Origin of the sequence: Streptomyces sp. Go-475 (genome assembly GCF_003330845.1) — a bacterium.
In the GTDB taxonomy this organism is placed as follows: domain Bacteria; phylum Actinomycetota; class Actinomycetes; order Streptomycetales; family Streptomycetaceae; genus Streptomyces.
Map to the genome: position 1 here is coordinate 7,837,741 of NZ_CP026121.1, position 15,162 is coordinate 7,852,902.

A 15,162-nucleotide genomic window follows, 5' to 3' on the forward strand; every position below is an offset into this window, starting at 1 on the left:
GGCCGTGCGCTCCTTCCCGTGCGGCGCCCGACCCCGGGGTCACGCTCCGTGTGCCACCGCTCCGGTTGCGTGACCCGAGTGAGCGAAGCAAACAATAGTGACGGATTGCCTGAATTGCCTGAGTGGTGACGAGGTGGGCGGGAGGACGAGGTGCGGACACCGACGGGGGCTGTCGTCACATCCTGCGCGCTCACGGCGGCGCTCCTCCTCGCGGGCTGCGGCGACGGTGACCGCGACGACGACGCGCGCACCGGCGGAGCGCTCGTCCTCCTGCCGGCCACCGCCCGGGGGCCGGACCCCTTCACCGACTCCACTGCCACCACGACGGCTACCCCGCCTCCCGCCCCGCGAACGCCGCGGGCGGCGGACGGAGCCGTCCGGGTCCTCGCCGCCCTGAGCGGACTGCGCACCCTCTCCGGCGCGACACCCGGCCTGTACGCCGGCACCGAGCGGACCGGCAGTTGCGACATCGGCCGGCAGATCGGCCACCTCACCCGCGACCGGGCCAGGGCCCGAGCCTTCGCCCGGATCGCGGGCGTCTCCCCGGCGGGCCTCGGCGACTACGTGCGCGCCCTGACGCCGGTCGTCCTGCGCGCCGACACCCGCGTCACCGGCCACGGCTACCGCGCCGGACGGGCCGGCGGCTACCAGTCCGTCCTCCAGGCGGGCACCGCGGTCCTGGTCGACGACCGGGGCGTCCCGCGCGTCCGCTGCGCCTGTGGCAACCCGCTGCTCCCGCCGGCGGCGATGCGCGGCACACCGGTCACCCGGGGCACCCCCTGGCCCGGCTACCGTCCCGGCGCGGTGGTCGTCGTGACGCCCGCGCCGCAGGCGGTCACCGGCTTCACGATCGTCGACGTCGCCGCCCGCGCCTGGATCGAACGGCGCACCGGGCACGACGTGCGGCACGACCGGGCCCTGCCCCCGCCGGTGTGGGCGACGGGAACCCCCGAGGCGTCCGCGCCCGCGTCCGTCGTCCCGGGCGGGCGGCCGGACGCCCTGCCGCGTGCGCCGGACGCGTCGCCGGGAACGGGCCTGATCGGCGACTCGGCCCCGCTCCCGGCGAACCCGGCCGACCCGGCCGGGGACGACCCGCCCCCGGACGCACCGGCTCCGGAAGACCCCGGCGACCCGGCACCCGAGGACCCCGGCGATCCCGCTCCCGAGGACCCCGGCGAGGTCGGCCCGGACGCCGTGCCGGACAGCCCCGACCTGCCCGACGGCGGCGGACTGATTCCCGATGAACCGGCCACCGACAGCATCTTCGGCAGCCCCACGGACGTCTTCAGTAACTGAGGGCCGTCCCGGACGGGTGGCTCGTACACTCGGCACATCCGGTCGAAGAATCGGACGAATCCTGGCAAGGTGGGCCCATGGCTGATCGGGGAGCGAGCGCCCTGTCCCTCCCGGACGACTGGCCCGCCCACCCGGACCCGATCCTCGCGCTCAACCGGATGGGCAGCTTCGACTGGGATCTGGACACCGGCCTGATGCACATGGACGCGCAGGCCCACGAGGTCTTCGACGTGCGCCCCGACGAGTACGACGACCGCCCCGAGACCCTCTCCCGGCGCGTCCCGCCCGGCGAGGCCCGGCGCCTGGACACCGCCGTCTCCCAGGCCCTGAAGGACGGCAGCGAGAACTACGGCGCCTACTTCCGCATCCGCCGCCGCGACGGCACCCTGCGCTGGACCCACACCCAGGGCTACATCCGGCGCGACGAGACCGGCCGGCCCCGCCGCATCATCGGCATCGTGCGGGACGCCACCGAGGAACTCGTGGAGAGCGACGCCCGCCGCGACCAGGCCGACCGGGACGAGGCCCGCCGCGAGCAGACCAACGTCGTCGAACTCACCACGGCCGCCCTCGCCCACGCCCGCACCGTCCAGGACGTCATCGACGTCCTCAAGGACACCCACGGCCTCACCCACCTGGGCGCCACCAGCCTCGTCATGGGCCTGGTCGAGGCCGGCCGCATCCGCCTGGTCGCCGAGGGACCCGCGGGCAGCTTCGTCCCCGGCACGGACGTCACCCGGATCGACGACCCCTACCCGATGAGCGAGGCCGTACGGACCCTCGGCCCGTGCTTCATCGAGTCGCCCGAGGAGTTCGCCGAGCGCTACCCGATCCTGTGGCCGCACATCACCGACCTGAACATCACCTCGGCCGCCTACCTGCCGCTCATCGTCCAGGCCCGGCCGATCGGCGCGATGGGCCTGCTCTACAGCGACCGGCGCGGCTTCACCTCCGAGGAGCGCAACATCCTCGTCGCCCTCGGCAGCAGCATCGCGCAGAGTCTGCAGCGGGCCATGTTCTACGAGCAGGAGATGGACCTGGCGCAGGGCCTCCAGCAGGCCATGCTGCCCCGGACCATCCCGAGCGTGCCCGGCGCCGACGTCGCCGTCCGCTACCGCGCCGCCACCATCGGCGGCTCCGTCGGCCGGGACATCGGCGGCGACTGGTACGACCTGATCCCGCTGCCCGGCGGCCGGGTCGGCGCCGTCATCGGCGACGTCCAGGGCCACGACACCCACGCGGCCGCCGTCATGGGCCAGTTGCGCATCGTGCTGCGCGCCTACGCCGCCGAGGGGCACACCCCGGCCACCGTCATGGCCCGCGCCTCCGTCTTCCTGCACGAACTCGACACCGACCGCTCCGCCACCTGCCTCTACGCCGAGGCCGACCTGTCCACGGGCGTGCTCCAGGTGGTCCGGGCCGGCCACATCGACCCGCTCGTGCGGCGCCCCGACGGCTCCTGCCGCCGCGTCACCGTCCCGGGCGGCCTGCCGCTCGCCCTGTCCGCCGAGTTCGGCCGCCTCGACTACCCGGTGGGCACCCTGGAGCTCGACCCCGGCGACACGCTGCTGCTGTGCACCGACGGCCTCGTCGAGCAGCCCGGCGCCGACCTCGACGACGGCATGCGCACCCTCACCGCGCTCGTCGACACCGGCCCCGACGACGTACGGGACCTCGCCGACCGGCTCATCGACGTGGCCGCCGAGCGCGGCGGCGACGACGACGTGGCGCTGCTCCTGCTGCGCCGGCGCGGCCCGGACGGCCCGCAGTCCGGCCGCCGGCTCCAGCGGCACGTGGCCCCCGGCGACCCGGTGGCCCTGGCCGAGGCCCGGCACATGATCCGCACCGCGGTCGCCGCCTGGGGCGCCCGCGACCGCGCCGACGAGATCGAACTGGTCGCCGACGAACTGATCACCAACGCCCTGATGCACACCGAGGGCTCCGCGATCGTCACCCTGCGGGCCCTCACCGGCTCCGAGGTCCGGCTGCGCGTCGAGGTCGAGGACTCCTCCAGCGCCCTGCCGCGCCGCCGCGAGGCGGGTGACTCGGGCGTCTCCGGGCGGGGTCTGCTGCTGGTCGACCTGCTCACCGACGTGTGGGGCGTGGAGGCCCGGGGCGGCGGCAAGGCCGTGTGGTGCGAGTTCGTCGTACCGGACCCCGGCTGACCCCACGTGGCACTCTGGACCTATGCCGGAACTCCCCGAGGTCGAGGCGCTCAAGGACTTCCTCACCGAGCACCTCGTCGGCCACGAGATCGTACGGGTCCTGCCCGTCGCGATCAGCGTCCTGAAGACGTACGACCCGCCCCTGTCCGCGCTGGAGGGCCGCGAGGTCACCGCCGTACGCCGGTACGGCAAGTTCCTCGACATCGGGACCGCGGACGGCCCGCACCTCGTGACGCATCTGGCCCGCGCCGGCTGGCTGCACTGGAAGGACCGCCTCCCCGACGGCCCGCCCCGCCCCGGCAAGGGCCCCCTCGCCCTGCGCGTGGCCCTGGAGACCGGCGCCGGCTTCGACCTGACGGAGGCCGGCACGCAGAAGCGGCTCGCCGTGTACGTCGTCGGGGACCCGCAGGAGGTGCCGGGCGTGTCCCGGCTCGGCCCGGACCCGCTCGCCGACGACTTCGACGAAGCCCGCCTCACGGAGCTGCTGTCCGGTGAGCGGCGGCAGCTCAAGGGCGCGTTGCGCGACCAGAGCCTGATCGCGGGCGTGGGCAACGCCTACAGCGACGAGATCCTGCACGCGGCGAGGATGTCGCCCTTCAAGCTGGCCGCGTCGCTGAGCGAGGAGGAGACCGGGCGGCTGTACACGGCCCTGCGCGACACGCTCACCGAGGCGGTCGAGCGCTCCCGGGGCGTGGCGGCCGGGCGGCTGAAGGCCGAGAAGAAGAGCGGCCTGCGCGTGCACGGCCGCACCGGCGAGCCCTGCCCGGTGTGCGGCGACACCATCCGCGAGGTGTCCTTCAGCGACTCCTCGCTCCAGTACTGCCCGACCTGCCAGACGGGCGGCAAGCCGCTGGCGGACCGCAGGATGTCCCGCCTGCTGAAGTGACCGGGCCGGCCCGGCCCGTCACCGCGACGGCGGCGTCCACTCGAACATCAGGATGGTCGCGTCGTCCCGCAGCCGGCTGGTGGGCGAGTCCAGGATGGAGTGGATGAGCCGCCGCAGCGTCTCGGGCGCCAGCTCGCCCGCCGCCGTCGCCCGGATGATGTAGTCGGCGAACTGTTCGAGGCCGAACTCGCCGCCGTCGCTGCCCCGGGCCTCGGTCACCCCGTCGGTGTACATCAGCACCCGGTCGCCCGGCTTCAGCGCCATCTCGTGCGTCTGCCGCTGCCGCCCCGCGAGCAGCGACGGCAGCCCCATCGGCGGATCCGGCTCGCGCCGCATGGCGTCCACGTGCAGCCGCTGGTCACGGATGAGCAGCGGCGGGGGATGCCCGCAGTTGCACCACCGCAGCATCCCGGAGGCCAGGTCCAGCTGGGCCAGGACGCCCGTGCAGAACTGGTCGGGGAGCCAGTGCGCCAGCGCGTCGTCCACGCACTCCACCAGCTCGGGCAGGTCGGCCCCGGTCCGCCGGGCGTTGCGGCAGGCGGCCAGTGACACGGCCGTGGTGAGCCCGGAGGCCAGGTCGTGCCCCATGGCGTCGAGGACCGCGGCGTGCAGGGTCGTCTCCGTCAGGGAGTGGTCGAAGGCGTCGCCGCCGATCTCGTAGGCCGGCTCCAGCACGGCCGTGGACACCACGTGCGCGGTGCCGATCGTGCGGGGCGGCAGGAAGGCCCGCAGCATCTCGGCGGGCAGCCGCATCGGTTCGGTGCGCGTGCGCCGGACGAAGGAGTCCTTGTACGCCCGCTTCGACGTGATCATCATGGCGAGCAGGGTGGCGAGGGCCCTGCCGCGGCGCAGCACGGCCGGGGTCAGCGCCGGGGAGTGCACGGAGAGCACGCCGAGCCGTTCCGCGCCGTCCAGGAGCGGGAACCAGGCCGTCATGCCGCCCGACTCCGACTCCTCCACGCGCAGCGACTGGGTGCGGTAGGTCCAGCCGGCGAGCGAGTCGTCGACGGACAGGGGCGAGGCCACGTCGGTGAGCGGCACGAGCCGGCGCTGCTGGATGTCGGCCAGGTACACCACGGAGTGCTGGATCCCCACGGCCTTGGTGCAGCGGGCCACCGCCGTGGCCAGGTCCAGCGCCGAGCTCTCCGGATCGGCGAGGAACTCCTCCAGGCGACCGTCACCGGTCTCCGCCGTCGTCACCTCGTCTCCCCTCGCCGCGCAGCCCGGGTGTGTCGTCCAGCAGTCTCACACCGGGGCGGACGGGCCGCCCGGCGACAGGGGCGGACGGACGACACACACCCCTCAGGGCGACGGGAGCTTCACCAGGACCTCGCCGTCCGACGAGCGGATCTCGTAGCGGGCGATCTGGTCCGGGTGCATGGAGGAGCTGGCCATCATCGTGTTCGGGTGGGCGTCGTGACCGGGCCCGTGCCAGCTGGTGGCGGTCTCCTCGGTGCCGTCGCGGCCGATGATCACGAGGTGGCAGGCGCGGGGCCCGGCCGCGTCCTTCACCTGGAGTTCGAGCTGACTGCCCGAGGCCTCGTCCTCCGTCGTGACCTGCGCCCACACGCCCGTGCGCGCGTCGGTCGCCGCGACCGTCAGGGGCTGCTCGCCGCTGCCCTGGGCCATCATCACGACCCCGGGCGCCGACACCGCGAACGCCACCGAGGCCGCCAGGGCGAACAGCACGCGCCGGCGTCCGGCCCGGCGCCGGGTGGCCACCTCGGCCAGCAGCCGGTCCAGCATGCGCGGCCCGGGCTGCGTCAGCGGACTCACGAACCGTGGCGTCGCCCGCCGGTACAGCATCAACTGCCGTGTCGTCGGGCCGAATTCCGTCACCTCTGCAGCGCACCGAGGGCACTCCATGAGGTGGTCCTCGAAGCGGAAGGCCTCCGCCTCGTCCAGCACGCCGAGCGCGTAGGCGCCGACGTCGCGATGCCTTTCCAGGGACCTCATGCCGAATCCTCGTGCCGTTGGGTGCGGGTGGGGTTACTCCTTGCTCCCACCGGTACGGACCAGGCAGCGGAATCACTCAAGCCGGTGACACAATCGCAACCAAAGGATTCGGAGCCCTCCGGCCCGCGGATTGGTCCGGGGCCGCGGAAATCTAAAAAAGGTGGATCGCGAGGTGCCCCAGCGGCAGTCCGAGCTGCCAGGCGGGCGTCCAGACCTTCGGTCCCTCGTCCTCCCCGGCCACCGGAGCGCCGCCCGGCACCGCGTTCAGATCGGGGGCGAGCAGCTCCGTCTCCTGCAGCCAGCGCCATGCCTCCTCCGCCAGCTCCAGGTCGGGTGCCGGCCCGCCCGACTCCGCGGCCGTCGCGGCGACCTCGGCCAGCCGCTCGCGCACCCACTCCTGCCACGGCTGGTCGTACGCGGTCAGCGACAGCCACGTCTCCAGCTGCGTGACGACCCGGATGCCCGACAGCTCCCCCTCGGTGTCGGAGAGGAAGATCGTCAGCGCCAGGGCGTCGCGCCCGGCGCGGAACTCGAAGGACGTCGGCGGCATCAGATCGCCGGTCCGCAGCAGCTCGTCGGCGATGTACTCGGCGTACAACCACGCCATGGGAACGGTCAGTTCACCGCCGGAGCCGTCCGTGCTCTCCTGCCCTCTGTGCAGCATCCCTTCCTGCCTTCCTCCGGTACGTGCGCGTCGGCCGACACCGGGCTCCGGGGCGTTGTCGGCCCCCTCCGGAACACGGATGGGAACAGCCGATTACTCAACCGGGGTCCTCAGCAAGGCGCTTTACGGAGGTTTGACTCACCCATTGGTTTCACCGCAGGTCGGCGGCGTATCCCGGAAGCACCCGGCGCAGGGCGCGCAGCGCGTAGTACGCGCGGGACTTCACGGTACCGGGCGGGATCCCGAGGGTCGCCGCTGCTTCCGCCACACTCGCCCCCTGGAAGTACACGAGCACCAGGACTTCACGGTGCTCCGGAGTGAGTGTCTTCACAGCCCGGCGGACGTCGAGCATCGCCGCGGCCCGCTCGGCGTGGTCGGAGCTGACCCGCGCGTTCTCCAGCACCGCGTCGCCGACCTCGGCCGGACGGGCCTGCCGGGCCCGCCGGGCGTCGATCGCGAGCCGCCGTCCGACGGTCATCAGCCAGGGGCGTACGGAGTCGAAGTCGTCGGCGCGCAGGGCCTCGGGGTGCTGCCAGGCGCGCACCAGCGTTTCCTGGACCAGGTCCTCCGCGCGCTGCCGGTCGCCGTCGCAGAGCCGGAGCAGCAGCGCGAAGAGGGGCCGGCCGTGCTCCCGCTGCAGTGCGGCGAGCTCGTGCTCGGCGGTCGTCCCGTTCGTGAGTGTGGATCCGGCCGTCATGGCCGTATGCCACCGCAGGGCATGGCTGTGGCACAGGCCACGTACCCGGCTGTGCGGCGGACGGTCGATCGCGTCGACGAACGGTTCGACGAACGGTCGGGGCGCTCCACCGGGCGGGTGCCGGTCGGGCTGATGAGCGTGTCGCAGCCGCGTGGGGCGGCGCGGGCCTTCTTTCCTGTTTGTGTGTAAATACGACCACAACGCCCACCGTGGGGTGAATGGATGATCACACGCAGTCGACAGGTGGCCCTGGCCCTGACCGTCGTCCTCGCCGCAGGCGCCGCCTGCCAGGCCCGTGACCACGAACCGCCCGGCTCCGGGCGCCCGGCACCGTCCCCCGCCGAGCCCCGCGGCTTCACCCTGGTCGCCTCCGGCGACGTCCTCCCGCACGACTCGATCATCGACCGGGCCCGCTTCGACGCCGGCGGGACCGGCTACGACTTCCGGCCGATGCTCGCCGGGATCCGCTCCGTCGTCGACCGCGCCGACGTGGCCCTGTGTCACATGGAGACCGTCTACGGCGCGAACGGCCACTACACCGGCTACCCGGCCTTCAAGTCCCCGCCGGAGGTGGCCCCGGCTCTCGCCGCCACCGGCTACGACGGCTGCTCCACCGCCTCCAACCACACCCTGGACGACGGCGCCGACGGCATCCGCCGCACCCTGGACGCCCTCGACCGGGCGGGCGTACGGCACGCCGGCTCGGCACGCGCCGAGGAGGAGGCCCGCACGGTGACGATGCTCCAGGCGGGCCGGGCACGGATCGCCCACCTCGCCTACACCTATGACACCAACGGCATCCCGTTCCCCGAGGGACAGCCCTGGGCCGTCAACCTCATCGACGAGGGCAGGATCCTCGCGGACGCCCGGGCCGCGCGGGAGACGGGCGCCGACGTGGTCGTCGTGTCCCTGCACTGGGGCACCGAATGGCAGGACGCCCCCGACGACCGGCAGCTGACCCTGGCCCGGAACCTCACCGCCGCCCGCACCGAGGGGCGTCCCGACATCGACCTGATCCTCGGCACCCACGCGCACGTCCCGCAGGCCTACGAGAAGGTCAACGGCACGTGGGTGATCTACGGGATGGGCGACCAGATCGCCGGTCTGATGACCAACCACCAGGGTGCCAAGGACCCGCGCGGCAACCAGTCCACCCTCGGCCGCTTCACCTTCGCCCCGCCCGCACGGCCGGGCGGCCGCTGGGAGGTGGCGAAGGCGGAGTTCGTGCCGCAGCTGTTCGACGTCGACGCCGGTCGGGTCGTCAACCTCAACCGGGCCCTCGCCCAGGGCGCCGACGTCCGGGCCGTACGCGACCGCATCCGGGACGTCGTCCTCAGCCGGGGCGCGTCGAAGGACGGACTGGTGATGGGGGAGTAGGCCCGGAGCGCCGGCCGGTCAGCACCCAGCGGGCGCCGTCCTCCCCCCTCCGTGTACACCGGCCGGAGACCCAGGTCCCGCTAAGGCACCACCGTCACCGGCCAGCGGCCCGCCTTCACCAGGCGTACCGCCACCGAGCCGACGATGCGGTGGCCCGCCTGCTCCGAGGCGCCCACGACCACCGCGTCCGCCTTGAGCTCGTCGGCCGCTTTCACCAGGCCGGTGTACGGGTCGCCGCGGAACGTGTGGAACTCCCAGCGGACCTCGAATATCCCCTTGAGCCGCTCCGCCGCGTCCCGGATCTGCGCCACCAGGTCCTCGGCGATCTCGTCGGTCGTCTCGGCCACCGGCGCCCCGAGCGCCGCCCCGGCCGCCAGCACGGGCTGCACGTACACCACGGCGAGCAGCGCGTGCTGCCGCCGGGCCAGGCCACCGGCGTAGGCCGCGGCCCGCAGGGAGGAGTCGGAGCCGTCCACCCCGACCACGATCACCTTCGGCCCGTCCGTGCCCCGCTCGAACTGAGGGGAGTGCTGTTCCGTCACGCCGCGAGGCTATCGGAGGCGGTGGGTCCGGCAGTCGGGCGGGAGGTCGAGGCCGCACCATGCCTCCGAGGGGGGCGCCAACGCACCGCCCCCGCGCCGTCATGGAGTTCATGGTGCTCAACTCGTCGGAAAAAGGGCACCCGACAGGCGGACGGCGGCCCGTCGCCACGAGAAGGGCCGCCGTCGCTGGCGGCGCTCGGCCTCGCCGGAGGGGACGGGACCGAGCCCGCCGACCCCTCCCCGGCCCGCCGGACCGGATCCGCGTCCGCCACCACACCGTCGGCCCCCGGCGCGCCGCCACTGACCCTTCTGCGTGGGCCGTTCGGGTGAAATCGTGCCGCCGCACCGGTGTTGCTCAGGTGCGTCGGCCCTCCGCCGGGCGACTGATGAGTCATGAAGAAGGATCAGTTGCTCACCCGACGCGCGGCGTTGCTCGCGGGCGCCGGCGCCGTGGGAGCGGCCGCCGCGGCCGGGGTGCTCACGGCGGTCACCGGGGACGTCCCCGCCGGCTCCGGCTCCGGCTCCGGCTCCGGCTCCAGCTCCGCCGCGGGCGCCCAGGCCCGCCGCGCCCGCAGCGCCTCCGCGTACCGTCTCCAGCCCCTGACCGGCTACGGCCCGCCGCACGCCGCGCCCCGCCGGACCCTGGTACGCCGCGAACCGCTGCTGCGCTTCTCCGGACGCGGCCGCACGATGGTGCTGACCTTCGACGACGGCCCCGACCCCCGCTACACCCCGGACATCCTGGACACCCTGGCCGAGTACGACGTCCGCGCCATGTTCTTCGTGTGCGGCGAGATGGCCGCCGACAGCAGGGAACTGCTGGCCCGGATGGCCGACGAGGGCCATGTCGTCGGCAACCACACCTGGTCCCACCCGCTGCTCACCCGCCTCAGCCGGCGGCAGATCCGCCGGGAGATGGAACGCACCAGCGACGTCATCGAGGAGGCCTGCGGGGAGCGCCCCGAGTGGTTCCGCGCGCCCTACGGCGCCTGGAACCGCGCCACGTTCCAGATCGGCGCCGAACTCGGCATGGAACCCCTCGCCTGGACGCTCGACACGCTCGACTGGACGACCCCGGGCACCCGGTCGATCGTGAAGCGGATCGAGAACGGCGCCGCCCCCGGCGTCGTGGTGCTCTCGCACGACGCCGGGGGCGACCGCTCGCAGAGCGTGCGGGCCCTGCGGCGCTACCTTCCCGGACTGCTGGACTCCGGCTACCGCGTCACCGTGCCCCGGCGGCACTACGCGTAACGGGTTGGCTCAGCAAGGGGCGGAAGCGGGTGAACAGGGCGAGGAGTTCGGATCCCCACTTCGCGCGGAAGGCCGGCTCGATGCGGGCGAGGTCGAGTTCGTTGGCGGCGGACAGCTCGGCGAAGTCCCGGCGCAACTGCGGCTCCGGAGTGCGGGCATGACCCGTGAACCGGTCGTGGAAGGGGGCGTCGGAGTCCGCGAGCGTCGGATAATCTCATGGAGCGCCAGTCGAAGAGGTGTCGTGCCCACCCACGCGGGACGTGTCCTGTGGGACGCCGCCGCCGAGGGCATCTCGGTCTGGACCTGGCCCTGCGACGCCTCGGCGACCCCGTCAACGGTGACAGCGGCACCGTGCGTGTCACCACGGGCGGAGCAACCGTACGGCACTTCATGTCCGAGGCCGACGCCGCCTTCGCCGAGCTGGGTATCCGGAGCGGCTCCGACAGCAGGGTCTTCGCCGACACCGTCGCGGCAGCTGCGGTGAGAAGGCCGCCCGCGCACACCGAGAACGCCATGCCCGCCCGACCGGCGATGATCAGTAACGCACCTCGGTCAGGCGGGCGAAGGCCACGACGTTGCCGGCGTAGCCGTCCTGCTCGGAGAATCCGCCGCCGCAGGTGATGACCCGGAGTTCGGCGGCGCCCTTGGACGCGTAGACGCGGTCGCCGGGGAAGTTGTTCTTCTCGAACACCTCGACGCCGTAGACCTCGAACACGGCGGTCTTTCCGTCCTGCCGGGCGACCTCGACGCGGTTCCCCTTCTTCAGCGCCCCGAGCCCGTAGAACACGGCGGGGCCCTGCTGGTTGTCGACGTGGCCGACGACGACCGCCGTGCCCTTCTCGCCGGGCGTGACGGCACCGGTGAACCAGCCGGCCAGGTTCGGGTCCTCCGGCGGCGGCGCTCCCACCCAGCCGTCCGCGTCCAGGCCCACGGGGATGATCGGCGCGTCGACCTGGATGGCCGGGATCCGGACCCGGTCCGGCAGGGCGTAGGGCAGGGGCCGTACCGTGCCGGCGAAGGTGGCGGCGGGCACCCGGCTGTCCGCCGCGGCGGCCGTGGCCGGCTGCGGCGGGCCCTCGTCGAACTCCCCCGAACCATTCCGAATGAGCGCGAGGCCGGTCAGCAGAACAAGCGCTATCACGCCCCACGGGGCACGCTTCTTCCGCCGCGCCTCCTCTTCCGCCTCGGCCAGCTCGGACGCAGACATTCGCTTTCCCCTCTCGACCCGGCCGTCGCCGTGTCAGTCGCGCATATCAGAACGCTAAGCGCCGTGCGTGAAAGCGGCGACGGGGCAGGAGCGAACGGGTGGCCCTGGGCCGTGCGGGGCGGCACGGGGCCCTGAGGTGCGCCATCCGAGTTGCCGCCGTGAGGAAATTTCCGACAGTGCGTGACCTGCGGCGATATCCGATTGTGCGCTTTTCCCGCGGCGCCCTCTCTCACCAGGACGGACCATTCCCGAAATGCGGCTACGCACAAGGCAACTGACTGTCTTTCTGGGAGGCGCTTTCTCGCCGATCGACCGGGGACGGGTCCCGGGGCGTCTTCCGCGGAGGTTCACATGCCTAACACTCGTGCCCTGGCGGTCGCCGGTGCGGCGGTCGCCGCCCTCGGCCTCTCCGCCCCCGCGGCCGTCGCGTGGGACTCACCCAGCAACATCGTCGCCCTGCCGAGCGTCATCGCCCGCGGCGGCCAGCTGACCATCACGGTCGACGGCTGCCGCAACGGCGGCACGGCCACGTCCAACGCCTTCTCGCCGACGCGGCTCTCGCCCGTCCACGGCGGGCGCAACGAGATGGCGAAGGGCACCGCCACCATCAACAGCAACGCCCGCCCGGGCCCGTACGACATCACGGTCACCTGCAACGGCAAGTCGCTGACCAAGCCGCAGGCCTTCACCGTCATCGGCGGTGTCCGCGGCGGTGTCGGCGGCAGCAGCACCACCGGCGCGACCCCGACCGACATGGCCATCGGCGGCGGCCTGGTGGCCGCGGCGGTCGTCGGCGGTGGCGTGTTCTGGATGCGCCGCCGGGCCGAGCGGCGCGTCTGACGCTCCCCGGCCTTCTTACGAGCGGTCGCCTCGCACGTGAACGGCGTTCGCCCCGGGTCTCCCTCGCGTGGGGAACCCGGGGCGAACACCTGCGGGCGTGCGTCGGCCGGCGTCCTCGTCTCAGCCGGCGTCCTCGTCGGTGCGGCGGCGCGAGAAGTGGTAGGCGGCGCCGAGCGCACCGGCGATGAGCGCGGCGCCGAGGCCGATCTCCTTGAGGTCGAAGCCGGCGAAGGTGCCGCCCTCACCGGCGTGCACGCCCTTCGAATGACGGTGGTGGTGCGTCGGGTGCGGCGTGGGGTGGTGCGTCGGACGCCCGCCGGCGATGGTCAGACGGGCGGTGCCGCTCGACTCGTCACAGACGAACTCCACGTCGTAGACGGCGCCGCGCTTGGCGTCCCAGTCGACCACGGCCGTCGCCGACGACTTCCCCGGCGGGATGGTGACCACGTCGAAGACCGGCGAGGAGACGGCCGCCTCCCCGCGGCACGCCTCGTTGCGCTCCACCCGCAGCATGACCCGGCCGCCCGCCGCGACGGTGGAGGGTTCGACGGCGAAGCCGAAGTCGGTCCGGATCGCCGCGTCGGCGGCGGGCACGCAGGAGGTGAGGGCGCCGGCGCCCAGCAGTACGGCCGAAGCGACGCGTATCGCGCGCATGATGGATCCTCCGGTCCCCGAGGAGCAGCCGCGGACCTGTTCCGCTCACGTCACACATGCACCTCGATGCCCGAAACGCTAGGAACGTGCCCGCAGTGGCGCGATCGGAGCAGCGCAAACGGGGGACGTGGGGCCGCCCGGGGGAGCGCCGGTACCGCGACCGGGGGACGGCGACGGTGTGTCGCACGCCCCCCGGCCCGGATCCGCGGTGGGGGCGCCGTCAGTCCCCGGCGCCCGGGAAGAGGTTCAGGAACGGGTCCGCCGACGCGGTCACGCCCCGGCTGTAGGGCGAGTCGAAGTCCCAGATCAGGAACAGCAGGAAGGCGATCAGCGCCGAGAACAGCCCAGCGAGGACCAGTTCCCGTGTCGTTCTGCGGATCTGCAGGGCGAAGATCATCCCGATGGTGACGACGGCCCCGGTGATCAGCCCGAACCACACCACGCCCGGCATGGTCTCACCGGTCGCCTCCGCCCGGGCGATGCGGGCCTGGCTCGCCGCGGTCACCTGGTCGAGGAGCGGCTGGTACGCCTGGGCCTGGAAGTCCGTCTTCGGCTCGTAGTCGGTGACGGACGCGCGGACACGCTCGAAGAGCTCGTTGCCGCGCTCGGTGATCTGGCCCGAGTCGGCCATGGTGTCCCACTCGGTGGTGACCACGTGGCTGACGTACGCGTGGATGTCGTCCCGGATGCGGTCGCGTTCGCCGGCCGGGTAGACCCGGACCCGCTCCGAGATCTCGTGCAGCGCGGTCGCCTCGGCCTGGACGTGGTCCTGGGCGGCGCTGCGGCCCTCCCAGACACCGGCGATGGCCAGGCCCAGGACGATGGCGTACACGACACCGATCCACATCGTCATGTACTCGATGACGTCAGGGGTCTCGCTGGGGTCCTCGTCCTCGGGCGCCCTGCGGTGCCGTACGAGGGTGATGACGACCACCACGGCGCAGGCGGCCAGCATCGCGAGGGTGAGAACAAGCCATTCCGGCAAGAGGTGCCTCCAGTTCAGGGATCAACGCGCGCGCAGCGCGGCGACGGCGACCACCGCGGGCACCGTGACGAGCAGGACGAAGGTGAGCGGTGACAGCCTGTTGTTCGAGGGGCGTGGCCGTGGCGTGGCCCGGTAGCGCGGGTAGTGGACGGGCGTCGCGGACGGACGCGGGGCGGGGCTGGCCGACGGTTTCGGGGCGGGCGCCGGTGGAGGGGGCGGGGGAGGCGTGGGCCTCGGAGTCGGCCGGGGTGCGGGCGCCGCCGGGCGGGGCGCGGGCGGAGGCGGCGGCTCCGGCTCGGCGGTGGGCGGTGGTTTCGGGGGCGGGGGTTTGGGTGAGGGCGGTGGCGGCGGCGGGTCCGGGCTCGGCGTCGGCGTCGGGCTCGGGGTCGGTTTCGGCGGAGGAGGCGTGGGTGTGGGCGTGGGGGTCGGTGTGGGTGTCGGGCACGGCGGCTTGGTCGGCCACGTCTTGCTCCCGGCGACCGCCACCGCCTTGATGCCGTCCGGCCCCGTCGAGGCGTACGCGCAGGAGGTGGCCTCCGCCACTCCGGCCGGTGCGCCGACGAGCGCCCAGGTCAGCGTCGCCACCGCCAAGGCCCGTGCGGCAAGGGCGGGTTGAGTCGAAAGGGGTCCATACACGACGAA

15 protein-coding genes and 1 pseudogene are annotated in these 15,162 nt (G+C 73.4%); 7 read left to right on the forward strand and 9 right to left on the reverse strand.

The features are described from left to right. Window positions 1-150: 150 nt before the first annotated feature. The 3 genes from C1703_RS35570 to C1703_RS35580 all read left to right on the forward strand — a co-directional run bounded on the left by C1703_RS35570 (window position 151) and on the right by C1703_RS35580 (window position 4,347). Window positions 151-1,296 (forward strand): DUF6777 domain-containing protein, encoded by a 1,146-nt coding sequence (locus C1703_RS35570; protein ID WP_114256702.1) that lies wholly within the window; start codon window positions 151-153, stop codon window positions 1,294-1,296. Window positions 1,297-1,373: 77 nt separating this feature from the next. Next, complete coding sequence (locus C1703_RS35575) at window positions 1,374-3,461, forward strand: SpoIIE family protein phosphatase (protein WP_114256703.1); 2,088 nt, start codon at window positions 1,374-1,376, stop codon at window positions 3,459-3,461. Window positions 3,462-3,483: 22 nt separating this feature from the next. After that, entirely contained in the window at window positions 3,484-4,347 is an 864-nt protein-coding gene (locus C1703_RS35580; RefSeq protein WP_114256704.1) for a DNA-formamidopyrimidine glycosylase family protein, read from the forward strand. Between the two features lie 18 nt (window positions 4,348-4,365). Here C1703_RS35580 and C1703_RS35585 read toward each other — a convergent pair whose 3' ends face one another. The 4 genes from C1703_RS35585 to C1703_RS35600 form a co-directional block, all read right to left on the reverse strand. Beyond that, the gene (locus C1703_RS35585; protein ID WP_114256705.1) at window positions 4,366-5,547 is read right to left on the reverse strand and encodes a PP2C family protein-serine/threonine phosphatase; all 1,182 of its coding nucleotides are present in this window, start codon (window positions 5,545-5,547) and stop codon (window positions 4,366-4,368) included. Window positions 5,548-5,649: 102 nt separating this feature from the next. Next, window positions 5,650-6,303 (reverse strand): zf-HC2 domain-containing protein, encoded by a 654-nt coding sequence (locus C1703_RS35590; RefSeq protein WP_114256706.1) that lies wholly within the window; start codon window positions 6,301-6,303, stop codon window positions 5,650-5,652. A 151-nt stretch (window positions 6,304-6,454) separates the two neighbouring features. Beyond that, window positions 6,455-6,967, reverse strand: coding sequence for a hypothetical protein (locus C1703_RS35595; protein ID WP_114256707.1), 513 nt, complete (start codon window positions 6,965-6,967; stop codon window positions 6,455-6,457). A 151-nt stretch (window positions 6,968-7,118) separates the two neighbouring features. Next, window positions 7,119-7,664, reverse strand: coding sequence for a sigma-70 family RNA polymerase sigma factor (locus C1703_RS35600; protein WP_094053205.1), 546 nt, complete (start codon window positions 7,662-7,664; stop codon window positions 7,119-7,121). Window positions 7,665-7,886: 222 nt separating this feature from the next. Between C1703_RS35600 and C1703_RS35605 the strand changes: the two genes are divergently transcribed. Continuing rightward, a complete protein-coding gene (locus C1703_RS35605) occupies window positions 7,887-9,041 on the forward strand; it encodes a CapA family protein (RefSeq protein ID WP_114256708.1) in 1,155 nt (384 codons plus the stop codon). Window positions 9,042-9,121: 80 nt separating this feature from the next. Here C1703_RS35605 and C1703_RS35610 read toward each other — a convergent pair whose 3' ends face one another. After that, a complete protein-coding gene (locus C1703_RS35610) occupies window positions 9,122-9,583 on the reverse strand; it encodes a universal stress protein (protein WP_114256709.1) in 462 nt (153 codons plus the stop codon). Window positions 9,584-9,976: 393 nt separating this feature from the next. Between C1703_RS35610 and C1703_RS35615 the strand changes: the two genes are divergently transcribed. Continuing rightward, the gene (locus C1703_RS35615) at window positions 9,977-10,834 is read left to right on the forward strand and encodes a polysaccharide deacetylase family protein (protein ID WP_114256710.1); all 858 of its coding nucleotides are present in this window, start codon (window positions 9,977-9,979) and stop codon (window positions 10,832-10,834) included. Here C1703_RS35615 and C1703_RS40000 read toward each other — a convergent pair. After that, a pseudogene (locus tag C1703_RS40000) lies at window positions 10,806-11,045 on the reverse strand (hypothetical protein); the annotation flags it as partial. The gene C1703_RS35615 and the pseudogene C1703_RS40000 sit on opposite strands and share 29 nt — an antisense overlap. Before the next feature lie 324 nt (window positions 11,046-11,369). Continuing rightward, a complete protein-coding gene (locus tag C1703_RS35630; protein WP_114256711.1) occupies window positions 11,370-12,041 on the reverse strand; it encodes a class F sortase in 672 nt (223 codons plus the stop codon). Between the two features lie 351 nt (window positions 12,042-12,392). Between C1703_RS35630 and C1703_RS35635 the strand changes: the two genes are divergently transcribed. Further along, entirely contained in the window at window positions 12,393-12,881 is a 489-nt protein-coding gene (locus C1703_RS35635; RefSeq protein WP_114256712.1) for a hypothetical protein, read from the forward strand. Window positions 12,882-13,001: 120 nt separating this feature from the next. Here C1703_RS35635 and C1703_RS35640 read toward each other — a convergent pair whose 3' ends face one another. Both C1703_RS35640 and C1703_RS35645 read right to left on the reverse strand, forming a co-directional pair. Continuing rightward, entirely contained in the window at window positions 13,002-13,535 is a 534-nt protein-coding gene (locus C1703_RS35640) for a hypothetical protein (RefSeq protein ID WP_114256713.1), read from the reverse strand. A 220-nt stretch (window positions 13,536-13,755) separates the two neighbouring features. After that, a complete protein-coding gene (locus C1703_RS35645; RefSeq protein ID WP_198678488.1) occupies window positions 13,756-14,490 on the reverse strand; it encodes a DUF4239 domain-containing protein in 735 nt (244 codons plus the stop codon). Between the two features lie 256 nt (window positions 14,491-14,746). On the opposite strand from C1703_RS35645, the gene C1703_RS35650 reads away from it, so the two are divergent. After that, window positions 14,747-15,136, forward strand: coding sequence for a hypothetical protein (locus C1703_RS35650; RefSeq protein ID WP_114256715.1), 390 nt, complete (start codon window positions 14,747-14,749; stop codon window positions 15,134-15,136). Window positions 15,137-15,162 lie beyond the last annotated feature (26 nt).